This window comes from Anoxybacillus suryakundensis (assembly GCF_001418025.1).
In the GTDB taxonomy this organism is placed as follows: domain Bacteria; phylum Bacillota; class Bacilli; order Bacillales; family Anoxybacillaceae; genus Anoxybacillus; species Anoxybacillus tengchongensis.
The window spans coordinates 137,778-158,609 of record NZ_LIOK01000001.1 but is presented as its reverse complement, the minus strand read 5'-3'; the positions used below and the strand labels follow the sequence as shown (position 1 = coordinate 158,609).

Below are 20,832 nucleotides of genomic sequence, written 5' to 3'. Positions count from 1 at the left end.
ATAGCAGAGAGGTTTTTTATTAACGAGAGTAGAACTCAACGATTAACGCTTCGTTAATTTCAGCAGGCAATTCAGAACGTTCAGGGAAACGAGTATAAGTACCTTCTAATTTGTCTGCGTCAAGTGTTAAATAGTCAGGTACGAAGTTGTTCACTTCAAGCGCTTCTTTAATAATTTGAAGGTTGCGAGACTTTTCGCGAACAGAAATCGTTTGACCTGGTTTTACACGGTAAGATGGAATATCAACGCGGCTGCCATCCACTAAAATGTGACCATGGTTGACTAATTGACGAGCTTGACGGCGAGTACGCGCGAAACCTAGACGGTAAACAAGGTTATCTAAACGAGACTCAAGTAAGATCATAAAGTTTTCACCATGTTTACCATGCATTTTACCTGCTTCTTCGAACGTTTTACGGAATTGACGTTCGTTTACACCGTACATATGGCGAAGTTTTTGCTTCTCTTGAAGCTGCATGCCATATTCAGATAGTTTTTTGCGTTGTCCTGGGCCATGTTGACCTGGTGGGTAAGGACGTTTTTGTAATTCTTTACCTGTGCCGCTTAATGAAATACCAAGGCGACGAGAAATTTTCCATGTTGGACCTGTATAACGAGCCATAAATGCTCCTCCTTTGTTTTTATTTTTGGTAAAATAAAAACAGTCGTGCCTCACCATTTATCGCCATTTTGTTTTCATGTATCCTCGCCCTAGCAGCTGAGAGTTACACGATACAACCTCCGATGAGAGAATGATGCTCTCTATGGGGAACAAAATGGACATACAAATGTGAGCACAAAGGCTGCAATATTTTACACAAAGGCTATTATAGTTTTTTTTTGCGTCTGAGTCAATAATTTTTGTATAGTCTTTATCATAAGGATTATGGTATGATATAATCAATAGGTCCTCAGTTTCAGAAATATTACAGAAACTATCATTTTTTTATTTATATGGTTAATACATATAAAGAGAGGAAGTACGTGCGGGTGAGTGAAAAAAATGAACGTTCAAGAACGCGATCAATATGCAATATTTAAGCAAAAGTTTTTTGATTGGTTTTTAAGTGAAGAAGATTTTACGGATTTACCTCGCATGATTCAAGCACTGATTGCCCTACTGAAACACGAATTTCATTTATTAGATGTTACGTTTTACACGTTGAACCCGTTTAAGCATGTTTTTGAACCTGAAATGACGACAGACCGAACGATTGAACAGCATCGAGAGAAACACATCATTCCGTTTAATGATCAGTTGAAAAAACAATTTGATGATGTTGTGATTTTGGATAGTGGTAACGAAATCAAAACGGTTCAATTTGGTATACATTTTTCAGAAGATTCATGCGGACTTGTTCGTTTTCAGCTGCATGAACGAGATATGTTGCCGAAAGCGTTTATCAAACAAATAAAACGTGATTTTTTAAAAGTGTTTGCTCGCATTCGTAAAGTGTTCGAAGTGTTAAGCGAAGAAAAAAGATATGAACAGTTACATCGGGCGGCAACAAAAATTCATGCATCGATGAATATTGGAGATGTGCTTGAAGAAATTGTAAAAACGTTAAAAGAAGTGTATCCGACGTTTACATGCCACTTGTTTTTATCTTATGATAGCACGACGGATCGTGACTTGCCGATTAAACTACTGACGTTTGAAAATGAAGATGAGCACATGGGTGCGATGCAGGCGTATGTGACGGGACAAATCCAACTTCACGATTCGCTCGTTCATAAAAAGTCTGTCATTTATGCTCCGATTAAAGGGGCACAAGGGATTTACGGTGTCATTGAAATGATTGCGCCGACGATCATGGAGCTCCCAGAACGAGAAATGCGTTTCATTTCCTTATTGGCAAATACAGCTGGTAGCGCATTAGAAAATGCAAAATTATATGAACAATCGAAACGATTAATTGCTGATTTACAACTCATTAATGAAACGATTCACCACTTAAATACAAATTTACGCTTCCAAGATGCACTACAATTTATGATTGAAAAAATTAAAACATCGTTTGATGCACAGGAAGTTGGCTTTATTATTTTGCAAGAAAAAGAGCGAAAAGTACTTCCGGGTAGCACAAATTTTTTCCAATCACGTGAAGCAAAGCCATATGTTGATTTCGTTTTTCATCGCATCCAACATCCGCGTGATACGTTATTTTTAGGTGATGTAAAAATTCATAGCAACTATACGAAACGGTTTCGTTCGTTGATGGCTGTACCGATGATGCGTGGGATGATGAAAGGTGTAGCGATTGTTTTACATCAAGAAGCATATCATTTTTCATTTGATATGTTTAAATTGTTGCAGTCGCTTATTCATCATTCGACATTGGCATTTACGAACGCAGCGTTGCGCGAAGAACTCGAACGAATGGTCATTACAGACCGATTAACAAATTTATACGCACGACATTATTTAGATGAACGCATTCAACGTTCGATGGAAGAGGACGGTCTAGGTACATTTATTTTAATAGACATTGATAATTTCAAAAAAATAAACGATACGTACGGACATCAAGTAGGCGATGAAATTATTATTCAAGTAGCGAATATTATTAAAGCAAACATTCGCCAAAATGATATTGGGGCTCGATGGGGAGGAGAAGAACTCGCCATTTATTTACCAAAAGTGTCCATCAATGCGGGTTTATCTATTGCAAACCGTTTAGTACAAAAAGTTCGTGAGTTAACAAATCCCCCTGTGACCATTTCCTGTGGCGTATCGTATTGGAAGAAAAATCGCGCAGATTCTGTAAAGGAGCTATTTAATCGTGCAGATGAGGCGTTATATACCGCAAAACGGACAGGAAAAAACCGCGTTGTTGTGCAAGAATATTAAAAAGAGGCCAGCTTGTATGGGCCTCTTTTTTACATGTTGAGATAGTGAACGAGCGTTTCAACAAAACGTTGTAAGTGTTGTTCATCTATCTCATCAAAACGATTTTTTATTGGGCTGTCAATATCAAGTACCCCAATGACACGACTATCTTTCATCATTGGAATGACAATTTCAGATTGAGATGCTGCATCACATGTGATGTGACCTGGAAACGTATGAATATCCGCAACGCGTATCGTTCGTCTTTCAGCGGCGGCTGTTCCGCATACCCCTTTGCCGAATGGAATGCGCACGCAAGCTGGCAATCCTTGGAATGGTCCAAGCACGAGTTCATTTCCTTCAGCTATATAAAAACCAACCCAATTAATATCGTGTAAAAAGTAATTCAATAAAGCGGAAGCATTCGCTAAGTTCGCTACAACATTTGTTTCATCCGAAATTAACGCTTTTAATTGTTCGATGACAAGTGTATAATTCTCTTCTCTTGTCCCTTTGTATGTTTGTGCATGAAACATATTTTTCACTCCTCTACATCAACATATGTTCGACTCCTTGGTGAAGGCCGGCAACCGAGTGGGCATCTGAGCCATACACGAGAGGAATACCACGTTTGACTGCTTCTTTTACAACCCAATGAGGTGGGTATGGCTCTAAACATAGTGGTTTTACTACACCAGCCCCGTTATAATCGAGTTCTAATTGCCGATTTTTCATTTCATCCAGAATGTGCGCAATCATTTTTCCTTCATCATACTCACACGGATAGGCGCGTTGAAACTTGTGAATAAGCGTAAGGTGACCGATTCGTTTTGGTTTGTATGCCCCTAAATCAGCAACGACGGAAGCTAAAACGGTTTTGTAATATGCATCATATACTCGTTCAATAGAATGAAAAGCGGCAATGATGTCGCCAAACATTTCTTCGCTATAATCGATACACATGTATCGATCGTCAAGGAGTAAAAAATGAACAGACAAAATGCTGTCGTCTAATTGTGGACCAATTTCATTTAAAAATTCTTTCGTTTTTTGTTCGTATCCGACGATAAAATCAACTTCTAATCCGATGCGGATACGAATATGTCTTTCGTACTGTTTTTTTAATGACTGCAAAATTGATACGTATGATGCTAGTTGTTCTTCTTTCATCGCGCTATCTTGATAAGGGGTTGGGTCTATAAATCCTTTCGGAAGCGGTGCGTGCTCAGTAAATGAAATATCTGTATAGCCAAGCGAAATGGCTGTTTCGATGTATGTATGCAACGCATCATCGCTTCCATGAGGACAAAACGGTGTATGAATATGTCCATCACGCACATTGTTCACCTCTTTAGGCGCAAAGTTCGACAAAAATCACGGTTTTTAGGAAAAAAATTAAAATTTTTGCTCAAAAAATGTTGCTAACATGGTATCATAAAATCATTGAAAAGAAAATGCCTTCTCCATAAAAAAAGAAAGCTTGACAACAAGGAGGCCCATTATGGAATTTGTAGCGATTAGTGCGCTCCTCGTCATCGGAGGACTAACATATACATATGTGTACCGAAAACGTTTATATAAACAAATCGATCAATTAGAACAATGGAAAATTTCTTTAATGAATCGCCCTGTACCTGAGGAACTGTCAAAAATTAAATCGTTAAATATGATGGGGGAAACAGAGCAGCTGTTTGAGAAATGGAGAAATGAATGGGACGATATCGTTGCAGTGCAACTGCCAAACATAGAAGAAAAGTTGTTTGATATTGAAGAAGCGGTTGTCAAATATCGGTTTATGAAAGCGAAAGAAGCTTTACATCAAACAGAGCAACAGTTAAAGGATATTGAAGGAAATATTCAACGCATCTTGTTAGAGTTACAAGAATTAGTCGGAAGTGAAGAAAAAAATCGTGAGGAAATTGAGCAATTTAAAGAGAAGTATCGCCAAGTCAAAAAAGCGATGCTTACCCAACGCCATACATTTGGTCGCACAGAAGCTGCACTTGAGGCACGATTAAATGCCCTTCATCAACAATTTCAAACATTTGAACAGTTAACAACGGAAGGGAATTATTTAGCGGCTCGTGAAGTCGTATTACTCATTCAAAACGAACTGAATGAATTAAATCGTTTTATTGAACACATTCCGCTTTTGTTAAGCGATGCGCAAGTTGAAATTCCAGCACAATTAGATAATATGATTGAGGGATATCGCGAGTTGATAGAAAAAGGATATGTACTTGACCATCTTCCTGTAGAAAAAGAAGTGGAAGCCATCCGTGGAAAAGTATCCGAAGTGCTTACATTGTTAGAAACGTTGGCTGTGGATGAAGCAGAAAAACTGCTTCGTGAAGTGCAAGAAGATGTGGATACGCTGTACGATTTATTAGAAAAAGAAGTATATGCGGAACGTTTTGTTCATGAGGAAACAGAAAAAATTGAGCAAACGCTTTATGAGTTAGAAGAAGAAACGAAAGAAACGCGCGATGAAACATTGTTTGTACAGCAAAGCTACCATTTATCGCAAAATGATCTTGATAAATATCGCCAAATTGAAAAACAAGTGCAACAGTTAACGAAACGATTTATGTTAATTCAAACGAAAATGATTGAAGAACGTTTAGCTTATTCGCTTATTCGCGAAGAGTTAGAGGAAATTTTGGCGCAAATTGCTACCGTGAAAGAAAAACATGTTCAATTTCGTGAACATTTATATGCATTGCGTAAAGATGAGTTAGCGGCACGTGAGAAGTTGACAGAAATGAAAAAACAATTGTCGGAAGCGATGCGACTGGTGAAAAAAAGCAAGCTCCCTGGCTTGCCAGAATCTTATATGCTACAAGTAAGTGAGGCGCGTGAAAGTTTAACGCGTGTATCGCTTACGCTAGATGGAAAACCGTTAAATATGGAAGCTGTTCATCAAGCATTGGATGAGGCGATTGTTTTTGTAGAAAATGTATGTGATCAAACAAAAGAAATGATTGAACAAGCCCAACTAGCAGAAAGAGTCATTCAATACGGCAACCGCTATCGTCGCCGTTTTCATGCGGTGAATGCAGGACTAGAAGAAGCAGAACAACTATTTCGTCGATACGAATACGAACTAGCTTTGCAAAAAGCTATTGTTGCGGTAGAGCAAGTAGAGGAAGGAGCATTTGAACGTATTCGTGAGTGGTTAAGAGAAAACGAGTGAAGGAGCTTCCTTCACTCGTTTTTAACTTGCTTTTTTTTCGGTACGTGCAACATGATTTGTTTTGTTAAATAATAAACCAATCACCCCACCGATGAGCGCTGGTGTGAGCCATCCGATTCCTTGTTCAAAGAGCGGTAATGTTTTTTCATATACATGTAAAGCCGCTGCTACGTCAAATCCTGCTGTTTTTAGTCCATCCACGATGCTAACAAGGGATGTGCCAACCATCGCTCCGATATAAACGGTTTGTTTGCCGCCAAAATAGTCATGTAAAAAGGATAAAACGACAAGAGTAATGGCCAGCGGATAAATGATAATAAGAACAGGAATCGATAATGAAATGAGTTTTGTTAAACCGACATTTGCAATTACCGCACTGAAGCCGCTCATCACGATGACAAGTGTTCGATAAGAAAGTTTTGGCGAAATTTTCGAAAAATAACTTGCGCATGATGATAATAAACCGACAGACGTTGTTAAGCATGCTAGCATAATAATGATCGATAAAATGACTGTACCGGCTTGTCCGAATAAATAAGTGGCGGCTTGACTAATAATTTCTCCGCCGTTATTGCGGTAGCCGATCGCCTGTACACTCGATGCGCCAATGAAAGCGAGCGATAAATAAACGAGCGTCAGTCCGGAAGCAGCAATAAAACCAGCTTGAATACAAAGTTTAGTTAGTTGTTTCGTATGTGTAATTCCTTTTTGTTGAATCGCTTGAATGACGATAATACCAAAAACGAGTGCCGCAATGGCATCCATCGTTAAATATCCATCAATAAATCCTTTAAATAGTGGAGCGTGTGCATAGATATCCGTTGGTTTTTGGATTGTGCCCATAGGGGTCCATATACTTTTAATAAAAAATAACGTAAGACCGATAAGTAAAAATGGTGTTAACAATTTTCCGATTCGATCAACTAATTTCGATGGGTTTAATGCTAACCAAAGCGATATGCCAAAATAAGCAACAGTATACACCGCTAACATCGTCGACCGATCAGTTGTTTCAGGTAAAAACGGTGTCACTCCAATTTCAAACGATACCGTACCTGTTCGTGGAATGCCAAAAAATGGACCGATCGCTAAATACATGACAGCTGTGAAAATGACACCAAATACAGGATGAACCCGGCTAGCTAATTGTTGCAAATCGCTTCCTGTTCTTGCGATGGCGCTGACCGCTAATACAGGTAATCCAACGCCGGTTATTAAAAAGCCTGCAATCGCAACCCATACGTTTTCCCCTGCCGCCTGTCCGAGAGCAGGAGGAAAAATCATATTACCAGCACCAAAAAATAAAGCAAATAACATAAAACCAACAGCGATTAAATCTTTTTTCGACATGCTGATCCTCCTTTGTTGTCTCCGTACCAGCCTATATACTACCATAGAAAATAAAAATTTTGTCGTTTTTATCAAAAGTTTCAATCTTTAAAATATTCTTTGATTATTCCTTTTTTGAATAAAGATGTGATAATATAAGAAGGCTGTTTGTATACGAACGTAATGGAGGCAAGGGCGATGATGTATTTAGATAATAGCGCCACAACAAAACCATTTCCAGAGGTACTACAATCTTTCATAAAAGTAGCGACCCATTATTTCGGAAATCCGTCTTCACTACATGGATTAGGCATGCAGGCAGAGCGATTGCTCACGCAAGCAAGAGAGCAAATTGCACGTTTGCTCGAGGTGAAACCGTCAGAAGTGATTTTTACATCTGGAGGGACAGAAGGAAACAATTTGGCCATTAAAGGTGTGGCTTGGCAACATCAACAACGCGGTCGCCACATCATTACAACAGCGATTGAACATCCGTCTGTCATTGAAGCATGCAAACAGCTTGAACAATTCGGCTTTCAAGTTACATATGTGCCTGTTGACGAACGTGGTATCGTGTCGGTAGCACATATTGAACAAGCGTTGCGTGATGATACTATTCTTGTTTCGGTTATGCACGTAAATAACGAAGTAGGTTCTATTCAACCAATTGAACAGATTGGTGCGATGTTAAAAAAATATCCAAAAGTGTTGTTTCATGTTGATGGGGTACAAGGTGCGGCGAAACTGCCACTTCATTTAAAACGTGCAAATGTGGATTTATACACGATGTCAGCTCATAAATTTCATGGGCTAAAAGGAGCAGGAGTTTTATACGTTCGCGAAGGCGTGCGTCTTTCGCCCCTTTTGTCAGGGGGAGAACAAGAAATGCAATTGCGTTCGGGAACTGAAAATGTTGCTGCCATTGTTGCGATGGCGAAAGCATTACGATTATCTATTGAAAAGTATCGCGAATCATATGCTCGACTCGTGGAAATAAAACGAGCGATCATCGGACGTTTACAAACGATTGAAGGCATTTCTGTCCACACGCCGTTAGAGCAATCTGCTCCACACATTATTCATTTTTCTTTAGAAGGAATAAAATCAGAGACGTTTGTTCACGAACTGGAAAAACAACATATGTATGTATCAACGACATCAGCTTGTTCGTCTCGTAAAAAAGCGCCAAGTAAAACATTGTTAGCAATGGGAATTGAAAAAACACGGGCAGAGCGTTCGATTCGTATAAGCTTATCGTATGAACAACAAATCGAGCATGTTCCAATTATTGTTGAAGCCATTGAGAAAGCATATGAACGATTAAAAATAGTAGCGAGGGGAACGAAATGACGTACGATCATATTGTAATTCGTTACGGTGAAATGTCGACAAAAGGAAAAAACCGTTTGCAATTTGTGAGATGTTTAAAAAGAAATATAGCAAAAAAACTACAACATTTCCCTGATATTCAAATTGAAGCATTGCGTGATCGGATGTATATTCGCCTACATCATACACCACCGCAACCTGTTATCGAAAAATTACAAGAAGTGTTCGGTATTCAATCGTTAAGTTTAGCGTTAAAAACGGAGAGTGACTTACAAAAGATAAAAGAAGCGACACTATTTTTTTTGAAACAATTCCCATATGAAGGGAAAACGTTTAAAATATCGGCTAGAAGAGCAGATAAACAATTCCATGTTACAACAAATGAATTAAACTATGAGCTGGGCAGTTATGTGTTGAAAAATACAACGGGCTTAAAAGTTGATGTTCACCGTCCAGATATTGACATTCGTGTTGAAGTGCGGAAAGAAGGAACATACATTACTGCATACGATGTACCAGGAGCAGGTGGCTTACCTGTTGGAACAAGTGGAAAGGCGATGTTGATGCTTTCAGGCGGAATCGACAGCCCTGTAGCTGGATACTTAGCAATGAAGCGCGGATTGCAAATTGAAGCTGTCCACTTTTTTAGCCCACCGTTTACAAGCGAGCGGGCGAAACAAAAAGTGATTGACTTAGCGCAACGTTTGACGGAATTTGGCGGAGCGATTCGTCTTCATATCGTGCCGTTTACCGAGCTGCAACAAGCCATTTATAAACAAGTACCTGAAAATTATTCGCTTATTTCAACGCGCCGCGCGATGTTGCGCATCACAGATGAGATTCGTAAAAAACAAAATGGACTGGCGATCGTGACGGGAGAAAGTTTAGGACAAGTGGCTAGTCAAACACTTGAAAGTATGGTTGTTGTCAATGATGTAACAACGACACCTATTCTTCGCCCGCTTGTTTCGATGGATAAAACGGAAATTATTTCAATTGCTGAGCGAATAGGGACACATCATATTTCCATTCGACCATATGAAGATTGTTGTACAATTTTTACGCCAAAAGCACCAAAAACGAAACCGAAAAAAGAAAAAATTATTCAATATGAGAAGTTTTTACCTTTAGATGAGATGATCGCGGAAACTGTTGCTCGCGTCGAAACGATTACGTTGAAACCCGATCAACCGATGGATGATCTCTTTTAAGAGAATGTGTATGAAGTCCATTTGTTTTGCACAACCTATAGGTACAAGGGGGTGAAAACGAATGGCAAATCGAAATCGATTGCTCGTCCCTGGTGTACAACAAGCGATTGATCAAATGAAATATGAAATCGCTCAAGAGTTTGGCGTGCAGTTAGGTCCCGATACAACTGCACGAGCAAACGGCTCTGTTGGTGGCGAGATTACGAAACGTCTCGTGAAAATGGCAGAACAGCAATTAGGTAGCCAAAAATAAATGTTATGTTAGGCGACAAACTCGGTAGTTCGTTCTACCGAGTTTTTTATTTTTTAAAAATTTTTAGAAAAGTTATACAAAAACGTTTGATTTTTTTGTATAATTTTTCTGTATTATAACGGTAAGGGGGAGAGGAAAATGAATTTAATTGCACCAGAAAAGTACAATTTGACAAGTGAATTTGAAAAGTACGCACATGATCCAAACCGGATAGCGTTAAAATGGGAAAGTGAAGTGGGGGAAACGAAAGAGCTTACATATGCCGAGTTAATGAAACAGGCGAATAAAATTGCAAACGCTTTCGTTAGTCATGGGTTGCAAAAAGGGGACAAGGTTCTTGTGATGCTCCCGCGGTTGTTAGAGGCATATGCGGTGTATATTGGGGCGCTAAAAGCAGGACTTGTGGTCATTCCAAGTTCTGAAATGTTGCGCACAAAAGATTTGCAGTATCGAATTTCTCATGGGGAAGTGAAAGGAGTTGTTGCTTATTTTCCGTATATTGAGCAATTTATCCCTATTGAGGGGATGGAAAATGTTATAACATTTTCAGTCGGCGGTTCGACTGAGCGCTGGCTCGATTTGCACGATGAAATGGCGAAGCAAAGTGATACATTTGTCGCTGTAGAGACGTCTCGAGAGGATATGGCATTTTTATCGTATACATCGGGAACGACCGGCAATCCGAAAGGGGTTGTCCATACACATGCTTGGGCATATGCGCATTTGCGAACAGCAGCAAAAAATTGGCTTTGCATCGAAGAAGGAGATCTTGTTTGGGCGACAGCGAGCCCGGGATGGCAAAAATGGGTATGGAGCCCGTTTTTATCAACGCTTGGATGTGGAGCGACAGGTTTTGTATATTACGGACGTTTTGAACCAGAAAAATATTTACAGTTATTAGAGAAATATAACATTAACGTACTTTGTTGCACGCCAACAGAATATCGTCTTATGGCTAAAGTTTCGACGATTTCTCAATACAAGTTGCCGCACTTGCATAGCGCTGTATCTGCTGGTGAACCGTTAAACCGTGAAGTGATTGATACGTTTGAACGTTATTTTGGTGTGCAAGTTCGCGATGGATATGGACAAACAGAAAATACGCTACTTGTTGGAGTTATGAAAGGAATGAAAATGAAACCAGGATCGATGGGGAAACCGACACCGGGCAATCGCGTTGAAATTATTAATGAATTTGGTGAGCCGTGTGCGGTTGGTGAAGTCGGAGATATTGCTGTACATGTCGAAACGCCAGCTTTATTTAAGTGTTATTATAAAGACCCAGAACGCACAGCGATGCAGTTCCGCGGTGAATATTACATTACGGGTGATAAAGCGAAAAAAGATGAAGAAGGGTATTTTTGGTTTGAAGGTCGCGGTGATGATATTATTATTAGCTCGGGCTATACGATTGGTCCGTTTGAGGTAGAAGATGCGCTAGTAAAACATCCATTCGTGAAAGAATGTGCCGTTGTCGCTAGCCCAGATGAAATTCGAGGCCATGTTGTGAAAGCGTTTATTGTGTTGCGGGAAGGGGTTGATAAAGATGATCCAAACTTAATTCCGCAACTTCAAGAGCACGTGAAACAACTAACGGCGCCATATAAATATCCGCGCAAAATTGAATTTGTTGATGATTTACCAAAAACGACTTCTGGAAAAATTCGTCGCGTTGAATTACGTGAACGTGAAATGAAGGCGATACAAAAATAAAATGTTCCGCTCCGATTCAATCGGGGCGGAAAAAAGCTTGACGAATAACAAAAATTTGTGTACTATTCTTTTTAGAATTTTCTTAAAATTAAGAAATGTTTTTTTAAAACTCTTTTTTTGATAACGCTTACATTTTTGTTTTTCGACTTTGTCAAGGCATAAAGAGGAGAAAACGTCCATAAAGTGTTATCGAAAGAGAGAAATAGAGAAAAAAAGGGGGGGAGAAAGTGGGCATATTAAACGTACAAAATGTATCTATTCGTTTCGGTGGTGTGTTAGCGCTTGATGCTGTTTCTTTTGAAGTGAAAGAAGGAGAAATTTTTTCACTCATCGGCCCAAATGGAGCTGGAAAAACGAGTATGTTGAATTGCATTAGCGGTTTGTACAAACCAACAGAAGGAGATATTTTCTTCAAAGGGGAACGCATTACGCATATTAAACCACATAAACGTGCTGCTTTAGGCATTGCGCGCGCGTTTCAAAACATCGAATTGTTTCCTCATTTATCCGTTTTGGACAATCTTATGCTCGGTAGACATGTGCGCATGAAAACGGGAGTGCTGGCAGGTGGATTGTATTGGGGGAGAGCACAAAAAGAAGAAGTAGAGCATCGTTATAAAGTTGAGGAAGTAATCGACTTTTTGGAGCTTGAACATGTGCGCAACGTGCCAGTTGGAACGTTGTCTTACGGTTTACAAAAACGGGTGGAAGTCGGTCGGGCATTAGCAATGGAGCCTGATTTATTATTGCTTGACGAACCGATGGCTGGCATGAACAATGAAGAAAAAGAAGATATGGCACGGTATATTATTGATATTCACGAAGAAAAAAAGACGACGATTATTTTAATTGAGCATGATATGGGCGTTGTCATGGATTTATCTAATCATATTGCTGTATTAGATTTTGGAAAATTGATCGCGTACGGAACGCCAAAAGAAGTGCAAACAAATCCGCGCGTCATTGAAGCGTATTTAGGAGAAGAACATGCGGTGTAAAGGGGGAGTTTTATGGAACAAATGACGTTTCCACAGCTATTAACCGCTCGTGCGCGACAAAAAACAAATCAAGTCGCATTGCGCGAAAAAGATTACGGCATTTGGAACGAATATACGTACGGGGATTATTACGAACAAGTGAAAGCGTTCGCATTAGGACTTGCTTCGCTCGGTTTTCAGCGCGGTGATAAGCTTGCGATCATTGGTGATAATCGACCAGAGTGGGTATTTAGTCAACTAGCGGCCCAGAGTTTAGGAGGAATTTCAGTTGGTATTTATCAAGAATCGTTACCAAACGAACTAGCGTACATTATCGACAATTGCGATGCAAAGTTCGTTGTTGTTGAAGATCAAGAACAAGTTGATAAGGTGCTAGAAATTGAACAGCAACTGTCAAAAGTACAACATGTCATTTACTACGATCCACGTGGTATGCGAAACTACAAGAACGATAAGCTATTATACTTCCAAGACGTGCAAGCGCTCGGTCGACAATTTGAACAAATGTATCCGACATATTTTGATAATGAAGTACAAAAAGGGTGTTACGATGACATTGCCATTTTATCTTATACATCTGGAACGACCGGAAATCCAAAAGGAACGGAACTTTCTTATCGCAATTTATTTGAAATGGCAAAGAACCTCGCAAAAATCGATCCACTTGACGAACAAGACGAATACCTTTCATTTTTACCACTCGCTTGGATAGGCGAACAAATGATGACCATTTCAATGGCATTCCACTGCAACATAGTTGTGAACTTCCCAGAAGAACCTTCAACAGTATTTGAAAATTTACGAGAAATTGGACCGCATGTGATGTTTTCACCACCGCGCATTTATGAAGACATTGTCTCAAAGTTTCAAGTGCGCATTCAAGATGCGAGTTGGTTGAAACGAAAAATGTATGAATGGTGTAAGCCGATTGGCGAAAAAGTAGCAGAAGCTCATTTTACGAAAAGCGATGTTTCATTTTGGACGAAATGTTTGTATAAACTTGCAGATTATTTCGTGTTTAGTGCCATTCGAGACCATTTTGGTTTGTTGCGTTTAAAGCGCGCATATACAGGTGGGGCTCCATTAGGCCCAGATGTATTTCGCTTTTTTCATAGCATTGGCGTGAATGTGAAAAGCATTTATGGTCAAACAGAAGTATCAGGTATTGCGATTGTTCATCGCGATGGAGATATTAAAGTGGATAGTGTTGGCATGCCAATCCCAGAAACAGAGGTGAAAATTTCTGAGCAGGGTGAAATTTTGTTAAAAAGCCCAAGTGTATGTTGTGGCTACTATAAAAATGAAAAAGCGACAAAAGAAACGATTGAGGATGGATGGCTGCATACGGGCGATGCTGGTTATTTAGATGAATCGGGTCATTTGTATGTGATCGATCGTTTAAAAGATGTCATTCGTTTGCAAACGGGTGAGATGTTTTCACCGCAATTCATTGAAAATAAATTGAAATTTAGTCCATATATTCAAGAAGCCGTTGCCATCGGACGCGATCGTCCATACGTCGTTGCCATTATTAACATTGATATGGCGAACGTTGGGAGATGGGCCGAAAAAAATCAACTCGTTTATACAACTTATTCCGATCTCTCAGCGAAACAGGAAGTTATTCAGCTCATTCAAGAACAAGTGAATGAAATTAATCAATCGTTGCCAGAAAAAGCGCGTGTGAAAAAATTTGTATTGCTCTATAAAGAACTTGACGCAGACGATGAAGAATTGACAAGAACGAAGAAAGTACGTCGTCAATTTATTGCGAAAAAATATGCGTCACTTATTGAAGGCATGTATTCAGAAACGGATCATGTTGCCGTAGAAGGAACAATTAAATACCGTGATGGCAAAGAGCAAGTTATTAAAACGACGTTAAAAATCGTTTCGATTGATGAAGGGGAGGGAGCAGCATAAATGGCTTTTTTCTTACAAATGCTTGTAACGGGTATCGTCGTTGGGAGCGTATATGCGCTTGTTGCGCTCGGTTTTGTGCTCATTTACAAATCGAGTGATGCCATTAATTTTGCCCAAGGTGAATTTTTACTTATCGGGACGTACGTTTGTTTAACGCTTGTTGCTAGCTATAATGTTCCGTTTATTGCTGCATTATTGCTCGCTTTAGCGTTTAGTGCATTGCTTGGTTGGAGCGTAGAGAAAGTCGTGTTGCGTCCTTTCATTGGAAAACCAGTCATTTCTATGATCATGGCGACGATTGGATTATCGAGTGTACTTGCAGGGATTGTGCATATCATTTGGGGGCATGAAACGCGCGTATATCCACCGGTCTTTTCGGAGAAGCCACTACAGTTTGGAGAGGTGATTATCGCTCCTGTATACGCATGGTCATTTGTGATTGTGATGATTTGGCTCATCATTTTCACGTTATTTTTCAAGTATTCACGTTTCGGTATTGCGATGCGAGCAACAGCAGATGATCAACAAGCCGCTTTATCTATGGGGATTAGCGTTAAAACGATTTTTGCGATTGCATGGGCGATTGCTGCAATCGTATCAGCAGTTGGCGGGGTGCTATTAGGTAATATTAACGGAGTCAACTCCTCCCTTTCGCTCATCGGATTGAAAGTGTTGCCAGTTGCCATTTTAGGTGGGCTTGACAGCATCCCTGGAGCGATTATTGGCGGCATTTTAATCGGTATCATCGAAAGTATGACAGGAGGATATTTAGACCCGCTTGTCGGCGGTGGTTTGAAAGAAGTGATCCCGTTTGTCATCCTCGTCATCATTTTAATGGTTAAACCTTACGGACTATTTGGAAAGAAAGAAATCGAAAGGGTGTGAGAAATGGTGCGAAATCCGTTTGTGATGCAATGTGGGGAATTTCATGTTGATTATAAGCAAGATATGGCGATTTGGAAAATTGCTCGCGTTCGTTGGCGTATTTTTGCTGTTGTAGCATTATTTGCACTTTTTCCTATGGTTGCGACAGACTATGTAGTCGGTTTGGCCACATTATGTGGTATTGCAGCTATCGGAGCAATCGGATTGAATATTTTGACAGGATTTACTGGTCAAATTTCAATAGGGGTTGGCGCATTTTTAGGAGTGGGTGGATATACGTCAGCCATTTTGACGACCAAGTTAGGTTTTAGCTTTTGGATTGCCTTCCCGCTTGCTGGACTCATCACAGCGCTTGTCGGTGCTTTGTTTGGGATTCCATCATTGCGCTTAAAAGGGCTATATTTAGCGATTGCGACGTTAGCAGCGCAAGTGATTATTTTGTTTGTCATTTCACGTTGGGATTCGTTAACAGGTGGTACAGCAGGGCTCGTATTAAGCCGTCCACAAATCGGTTCGTTTACGTTCATGAGTGAAACGAGCTATTACTACTTAATGTTTGCTGTTTTACTTATCACTATGGTTTTTTCACTTAATTTATTTCGTACCCGTGTCGGACGCGCATTCATTGCAGTACGAGACCGCGATATTGCAGCGGAAGTGATGGGCATTGATTTGTTTAAATATAAAGTGCTCGCCTTTTTCGTTAGCTCGTTTTTTGTTGGTATTGCTGGAGCGCTTCTTGGACATTACACGATGATTGTCAGCCCAGAACTTTATAGTATTTCTGTTTCAATTGAATACTTGGCGATGATTTTAGTCGGTGGTTTAGGAAGTGTGTTTGGATCGTTGTATGGAGCAGTGTTTATTACGCTTATGCCCGTTGTTTTACGAAGTGTTGTTGATTTATTAAGCGGTACGTTTCCTGGATTAGAAGGCGTACTTGTCGGTATGAAAGAGGTTGTCTTCGGAGTTGTGATCATTTTATTTCTCGTGTATGAGCCAGATGGATTAAATAAAATTTGGTTAAATATAAAAAATTATTTCCGTCTCTGGCCATTTTCTTATACGAAGTAATATGAAGCGGAATATCCGCTTTATATACAATAAAAAAACATAAGGGGGATGAAAGAATGAAGAAAAAAGGAGCGCTACTTGCTACGTTGCTTCTTGGAGCAAGCATGTTGTTCGGGTGTTCAGGAGGTGACAAAACAGCAACAGAACCAGCAAAAGAGACAGGAAAAGAGCAAGGAACAATTAAAATTGGTGCATTGTTTGATATTACAGGGGCAACTGGAGATGTTGGTACACCGTATGCAGAAGGGGAAAAAGCGTATATTGAATACGTTAATTCGAAAGGCGGGGTAAACGGTTATAAAATTGAGCTTGTTGGTCAAGATTACGCATACAAAATTCCGGAAGCGCAAAAGTTGTATCAAAAGTACAAATCAAGTGATAAAGTATCCGCTATTTTAGGATGGGGAACAGCCGATACGGAAGCGTTGCGTCAACAAGTTGCAACAGATAAACTACCATTTTTCTCAGCTTCTTATTCAGAAAATTTAAAAAATATAAAAGAAAGTCCATATAACTTTTTAACAGCTGCATCGTATTCTGATCAAGCGCGGTCGGTGCTTCGTTGGATTAAAGAAAATCATACAGGGGGCACGCCAAAAGTCGCTCTTATTTACAATGACACGGCATTTGGAAAATCGCCAATTCAAGATGCAAAAGATTTTGCGAAAGAAATTGGCGTAGAGATTGTAGACGAACAAATTGTTGATTTAAAAGCGCTTGATGCGACGTCACAGCTCCTTAATATGAAGAAAAAAGCACCTGATTATGCGATTATTCAACAAACTTGGGGCGCGACAGCAACCATTTTAAAAGATGCAAAAAAACTAGGCATTGAGACGCAATTTATCGGTTTAAACTGGACAACGGGTGAAGGATTACTTCCGATTGCTGGAGATGCGGCAGAAGGGTTTATTGGTGTTGTCACGCATGCGTTTCCATATGAAGATTTACCAGGTATGACTGAAGTAAAAGAGTATTTAACAAGCAAAGGAGAGAAATTAGAGGATAAAAACCAAAAGTTTATTCAAGGATGGGTGACAGCGAAAATTCTAGTAGAAGGAATCAAGCAAGCAGATGATCCAACGAGTGGCGAAGGCATTCGTCAAGGCTTAGAAAAATTAAAAGATCTTGATTTAGGAGGATTAGCTGCACCTGTTACGTTTACAGCTGACAACCATGCTGGAACAAATCAAATCCGTCTAGCAAAAGTAGAAAACGGAAAGTTTAAAGTGTTTACGGACTACTTCGGATATTAAAGTGAATGAAAGGGTGTTTTCAACAGGAAGCACCCTTTCGCATTCAAAAAGGGGGAAAACGATGCTTACGTTAAATAATGTGGAAGTGATGTATAATCGCGTCATTCTCGTGCTTAAAGGGATGTCGATGGTCATTCCAGAAGGGAAAATTGTCGCTTTGCTTGGCAGCAATGGGGCAGGAAAAACGACAACATTAAAGGCGATTTCAGGATTGTTAAGAAGCGAAGATGGGGAAGTGACGGACGGATACATTGAGCTATATGGCGAACGAATCGAGGGAAAAGATGCAGAAGAAATTGTGAAAAAAGGTATTTTTCAATGTATGGAAGGAAGACGAGTGTTTGAGCATTTGACGGTAGAAGAAAATTTAATTGTCGGTGCCCATACGCGAAAAGATCGTCATAACATAAAAGCGGATTTACAAAAAGTGTATCATTACTTTCCGAAACTTCATATGTTGCGCCATCGGCAAGCTGGATACTTATCGGGCGGAGAACAACAAATGTTAGCGATCGGTCGTGGGATGATGGCAAAGCCGAAAATTTTATTGCTTGACGAGCCATCGCTGGGGATTGCTCCACTACTTGTAAAAGAAATTTTTTCAATCATTAAAAAGATTAACGAAGAAGAAGGAACGACCATTCTTGTTGTTGAACAAAATGCGAATATCGCCTTGTCGATTGCCCATTATGGATACATTATGGAAAATGGTCGCATTGTAATGGATGGTCCGGTTGAGAGACTACTTGAAAATGAAGATGTAAAAGAATTTTACCTTGGCATGAGCGAGAAAGGGCGTAAAAATTATCGCGAAGTAAAGTCGTATAAACGGAGAAAGCGGTGGTTGTAATGGAAGGGTGGAAATCGTTCTTGATTGACGCATACGAACAGTCGCCAGCATTACGCGAGCGGTTAGACGTTGAAAATATCAATCCGTATGAATTGACAACGGTTGAACAGCTTAGTCGTATCCCTGTATTGAAAAAAGAACAACTACCTTTTTTGCAAAAACATGAGTTGCCCTTTGGAAAGATGATTACAACAAAAACAAATGAACTTGCACGCATATTTATGTCCCCTGGTCCGATTTATGACCCACAAGGAGACGACCAAGATGAATGGGGATTTTCAGAAGCGCTTCAAGCGGCCGGTTTTACGAAAGATGATATCGTTCAAAATACGTTCTCATACCATTTATCACCAGCGGGTTTTATGTTTGATAGCGCCCTTCGCCAGATTGGAGCAACTGTCGTTCCAGCCGGTCCGGGCAATCGCGAATTACAAGTGCAACTTATGAATGATTTACAAGTGACAGGGTATGTTGGTACACCAAGTTTTCTACATTTATTGTTGCAATATGCGGATGAAAAAAGGATACATGTAGCGGTGAAGAAGGCGTTTTTTACCGCAGAAAAACTAACAGAAAGTATGCGTGAACAGTTTGAGCAAAGAGGTATTCGTGTTTTTGAAGGATACGGAACAGCTGATTGCGGTTGTATTGCATTTGAGGATCGGAAAGGCCCAGGCTTAAAAATTAGTTCACGTGCGATCGTTCAACTGTGCGATCCGATAACGGGAGATTCGCTCGATGAAGAAGGGGAAATTGTTGTTACGATATTGGATCGCACGTATCCGCTTGTGCGGTTTGGCACAGGGGATGTTTCACGTTGGGTAGAAGGTTATAAAGGTGAGCGCATCATCGGTGTGCTTGGACGTGTCGGTACGAGTGTAAAAGTAAAAGGGATGTTTGTTCATGAACAACAGTTAAAGCAAGTGATGGCTGAAGTAGGTTGCCCAATATTTCAAGCGGTTGTGACGAAGGAAAATGATCGTGATCAATTAACGATTTACATCGAAAAAGAACTTGATGAAGAAGCGAAACAAAAAATTAACAACGTGATTCGTGTAACGCCAACATTCGTTTGCGTACATCGTGTAAACGAAGAGGAACGGTGTCTTGTTGATCGAAGAAAATGGTAAAAAGAGGCGTTACGCCTCTTTTTACAAAAATGTTCGTTTTACTTTTTCCCAAAATGAGTTATCTTTTAGTTTGACGGTTTTAATGACTTTTCCGCTTAATGAAATATCAATTTTTTCGACATGTTGAATGCTTAATGCTTCATTATCCATACCGATAATCGGATAATCGTTTCCGTCTTGTACTACTTTCAATGTAAGTTTGCGATTTCCGCTTAAAATAAATGATGAGCCGAGGGTACGATAACGATTATTGTTTAATGACGCTAATTCGCTTACTTGAAAACAAGGGAGCATAGGATCAACGACTGCGCCATTGACTGATTTATTGTAGGCGGTACTTCCTGTAGGTGTAGCAATGATCATTCCATCACCACGGAATGTTTCGAAATGCAAGTTATCAATAAACACGTCCATGACAAACGTTTTAATAACACTTGAACGAATCGAGCATTCATTCAAACAGTAAAATGATGTCGAGTCATTGACTGTGACATAAATCGTTGGATATTTCCGCACTTCAATTTGTTCCGTTGTCATCGCTTCAATCATTTTTTTCGTATCATGAATATGAAAATCACAATACATACTTAATGAACCTGACGTTGAAATACCCGCATATAAGCAATCGTCACGAAAGCCTGTTTTTCTGACGGCTTGTAAAAATGTCCCGTCTCCACCGACGCTTACAATAATGTTTGCTTGTTTAGCATCGTCCACAACTTCAAACTTATACTGTTTAGCCAGTTCAATAAGTGGTTGTACTTGTTTTTTCGTTTCGTCATCATGTTTATGAAAGAAGTACATACGATTGCGTCGTTCAGTCATCGATTTTCCCTCCGTTAAAATGTCCTCACGTTT

At 39.8% G+C, this 20,832-nt stretch carries 18 protein-coding genes; 13 read left to right on the top strand and 5 right to left on the bottom strand.

The window, feature by feature from the left end:
- Positions 1 to 19 precede the first annotated feature (19 nt).
- Positions 20 to 622, bottom strand: a complete 603-nt coding sequence (rpsD, locus tag ASC42_RS00755) for a 30S ribosomal protein S4 (RefSeq protein WP_055440111.1) — start codon at positions 620 to 622, stop codon at positions 20 to 22.
- 372 nt (positions 623 to 994) lie between these two features.
- Between rpsD and ASC42_RS00750 the strand changes: the two genes are divergently transcribed.
- Positions 995 to 2,851: a sensor domain-containing diguanylate cyclase gene (locus tag ASC42_RS00750; RefSeq protein ID WP_082435651.1), complete on the top strand. Its 1,857-nt coding sequence runs from the start codon at positions 995 to 997 to the stop codon at positions 2,849 to 2,851.
- Between the two features lie 29 nt (positions 2,852 to 2,880).
- Here ASC42_RS00750 and ASC42_RS00745 read toward each other — a convergent pair whose 3' ends face one another.
- Positions 2,881 to 3,366: a GAF domain-containing protein gene (locus tag ASC42_RS00745; RefSeq protein ID WP_055440110.1), complete on the bottom strand. Its 486-nt coding sequence runs from the start codon at positions 3,364 to 3,366 to the stop codon at positions 2,881 to 2,883.
- 13 nt (positions 3,367 to 3,379) lie between these two features.
- The gene (hisJ, locus tag ASC42_RS00740; protein WP_032100395.1) at positions 3,380 to 4,168 is read right to left on the bottom strand and encodes a histidinol-phosphatase HisJ; all 789 of its coding nucleotides are present in this window, start codon (positions 4,166 to 4,168) and stop codon (positions 3,380 to 3,382) included.
- Between the two features lie 163 nt (positions 4,169 to 4,331).
- Between hisJ and ezrA the strand changes: the two genes are divergently transcribed.
- Entirely contained in the window at positions 4,332 to 6,023 is a 1,692-nt protein-coding gene (ezrA, locus tag ASC42_RS00735) for a septation ring formation regulator EzrA (RefSeq protein WP_055440109.1), read from the top strand.
- 21 nt (positions 6,024 to 6,044) lie between these two features.
- On the opposite strand, the gene brnQ is transcribed toward ezrA, so the two are convergent.
- Positions 6,045 to 7,373 carry a branched-chain amino acid transport system II carrier protein gene (brnQ, locus tag ASC42_RS00730; RefSeq protein ID WP_055440108.1) on the bottom strand — a complete coding sequence of 443 codons (1,329 nt, stop codon included), beginning with the start codon at positions 7,371 to 7,373 and terminating at the stop codon, positions 6,045 to 6,047.
- A gap of 177 nt (positions 7,374 to 7,550) precedes the next feature.
- Here brnQ and ASC42_RS00725 point away from each other — a divergent pair, with 177 nt between their 5' ends.
- The 11 genes from ASC42_RS00725 (at position 7,551) to ASC42_RS00675 (ending at position 19,974) form a co-directional block, all read left to right on the top strand.
- A complete protein-coding gene (locus ASC42_RS00725) occupies positions 7,551 to 8,702 on the top strand; it encodes a cysteine desulfurase family protein (protein ID WP_055440107.1) in 1,152 nt (383 codons plus the stop codon).
- Positions 8,699 to 9,892: a tRNA uracil 4-sulfurtransferase ThiI gene (gene thiI / locus ASC42_RS00720; RefSeq protein WP_055440106.1), complete on the top strand. Its 1,194-nt coding sequence runs from the start codon at positions 8,699 to 8,701 to the stop codon at positions 9,890 to 9,892. The genes ASC42_RS00725 and thiI overlap by 4 nt, the downstream gene beginning before the upstream one ends.
- A 61-nt stretch (positions 9,893 to 9,953) precedes the next feature.
- The gene (locus ASC42_RS00715; protein WP_006320794.1) at positions 9,954 to 10,145 is read left to right on the top strand and encodes an alpha/beta-type small acid-soluble spore protein; all 192 of its coding nucleotides are present in this window, start codon (positions 9,954 to 9,956) and stop codon (positions 10,143 to 10,145) included.
- A gap of 138 nt (positions 10,146 to 10,283) precedes the next feature.
- Positions 10,284 to 11,858, top strand: coding sequence for an acyl-CoA synthetase MbcS (gene mbcS / locus ASC42_RS00710; RefSeq protein ID WP_055440105.1), 1,575 nt, complete (start codon positions 10,284 to 10,286; stop codon positions 11,856 to 11,858).
- Between the two features lie 227 nt (positions 11,859 to 12,085).
- Positions 12,086 to 12,856 carry an ABC transporter ATP-binding protein gene (locus ASC42_RS00705; RefSeq protein ID WP_055440104.1) on the top strand — a complete coding sequence of 257 codons (771 nt, stop codon included), beginning with the start codon at positions 12,086 to 12,088 and terminating at the stop codon, positions 12,854 to 12,856.
- A 12-nt stretch (positions 12,857 to 12,868) separates the two neighbouring features.
- Entirely contained in the window at positions 12,869 to 14,779 is a 1,911-nt protein-coding gene (locus ASC42_RS00700; protein WP_055440103.1) for an AMP-binding protein, read from the top strand.
- Positions 14,780 to 15,664, top strand: coding sequence for a branched-chain amino acid ABC transporter permease (locus ASC42_RS00695; RefSeq protein WP_003398014.1), 885 nt, complete (start codon positions 14,780 to 14,782; stop codon positions 15,662 to 15,664). It begins immediately after the preceding gene.
- A 3-nt stretch (positions 15,665 to 15,667) separates the two neighbouring features.
- Positions 15,668 to 16,738: a branched-chain amino acid ABC transporter permease gene (locus tag ASC42_RS00690; RefSeq protein ID WP_209424204.1), complete on the top strand. Its 1,071-nt coding sequence runs from the start codon at positions 15,668 to 15,670 to the stop codon at positions 16,736 to 16,738.
- Between the two features lie 56 nt (positions 16,739 to 16,794).
- Entirely contained in the window at positions 16,795 to 17,994 is a 1,200-nt protein-coding gene (locus ASC42_RS00685) for an ABC transporter substrate-binding protein (protein WP_055440102.1), read from the top strand.
- A gap of 61 nt (positions 17,995 to 18,055) precedes the next feature.
- On the top strand, positions 18,056 to 18,844 hold the full coding sequence (locus ASC42_RS00680) for an ABC transporter ATP-binding protein (RefSeq protein ID WP_032100385.1): 789 nt from the start codon (positions 18,056 to 18,058) through the stop codon (positions 18,842 to 18,844).
- Complete coding sequence (locus tag ASC42_RS00675) at positions 18,844 to 19,974, top strand: phenylacetate--CoA ligase family protein (RefSeq protein WP_055440101.1); 1,131 nt, start codon at positions 18,844 to 18,846, stop codon at positions 19,972 to 19,974. Before ASC42_RS00680 ends, ASC42_RS00675 begins: the two co-directional genes overlap by 1 nt.
- Before the next feature lie 21 nt (positions 19,975 to 19,995).
- On the opposite strand, the gene ASC42_RS00670 is transcribed toward ASC42_RS00675, so the two are convergent.
- Positions 19,996 to 20,799, bottom strand: coding sequence for an NAD kinase (locus ASC42_RS00670; RefSeq protein WP_032100383.1), 804 nt, complete (start codon positions 20,797 to 20,799; stop codon positions 19,996 to 19,998).
- Positions 20,800 to 20,832 lie beyond the last annotated feature (33 nt).

Bases quoted from the DNA above. Each gene is read 5' to 3' on its own strand.
- ezrA (WP_055440109.1), top strand. From the start codon at position 4,332: ATGGAATTTGTAGCGATTAGTGCGCTCCTCGTCATCGGAGGACTAACA.
- ASC42_RS00700 (WP_055440103.1), top strand. From the start codon at position 12,869: ATGGAACAAATGACGTTTCCACAGCTATTAACCGCTCGTGCGCGACAA.
- ASC42_RS00685 (WP_055440102.1), top strand. From the start codon at position 16,795: ATGAAGAAAAAAGGAGCGCTACTTGCTACGTTGCTTCTTGGAGCAAGC.
- ASC42_RS00680 (WP_032100385.1), top strand. From the start codon at position 18,056: ATGCTTACGTTAAATAATGTGGAAGTGATGTATAATCGCGTCATTCTC.
- thiI (WP_055440106.1), top strand. From the start codon at position 8,699: ATGACGTACGATCATATTGTAATTCGTTACGGTGAAATGTCGACAAAA.
- brnQ (WP_055440108.1), bottom strand. From the start codon at position 7,373: ATGTCGAAAAAAGATTTAATCGCTGTTGGTTTTATGTTATTTGCTTTA.
- ASC42_RS00715 (WP_006320794.1), top strand. From the start codon at position 9,954: ATGGCAAATCGAAATCGATTGCTCGTCCCTGGTGTACAACAAGCGATT.
- ASC42_RS00745 (WP_055440110.1), bottom strand. From the start codon at position 3,366: ATGTTTCATGCACAAACATACAAAGGGACAAGAGAAGAGAATTATACA.
- ASC42_RS00690 (WP_209424204.1), top strand. From the start codon at position 15,668: ATGGTGCGAAATCCGTTTGTGATGCAATGTGGGGAATTTCATGTTGAT.
- ASC42_RS00675 (WP_055440101.1), top strand. From the start codon at position 18,844: ATGGAAGGGTGGAAATCGTTCTTGATTGACGCATACGAACAGTCGCCA.
- mbcS (WP_055440105.1), top strand. From the start codon at position 10,284: ATGAATTTAATTGCACCAGAAAAGTACAATTTGACAAGTGAATTTGAA.
- ASC42_RS00670 (WP_032100383.1), bottom strand. From the start codon at position 20,799: ATGACTGAACGACGCAATCGTATGTACTTCTTTCATAAACATGATGAC.
- ASC42_RS00725 (WP_055440107.1), top strand. From the start codon at position 7,551: ATGATGTATTTAGATAATAGCGCCACAACAAAACCATTTCCAGAGGTA.
- rpsD (WP_055440111.1), bottom strand. From the start codon at position 622: ATGGCTCGTTATACAGGTCCAACATGGAAAATTTCTCGTCGCCTTGGT.
- ASC42_RS00695 (WP_003398014.1), top strand. From the start codon at position 14,780: ATGGCTTTTTTCTTACAAATGCTTGTAACGGGTATCGTCGTTGGGAGC.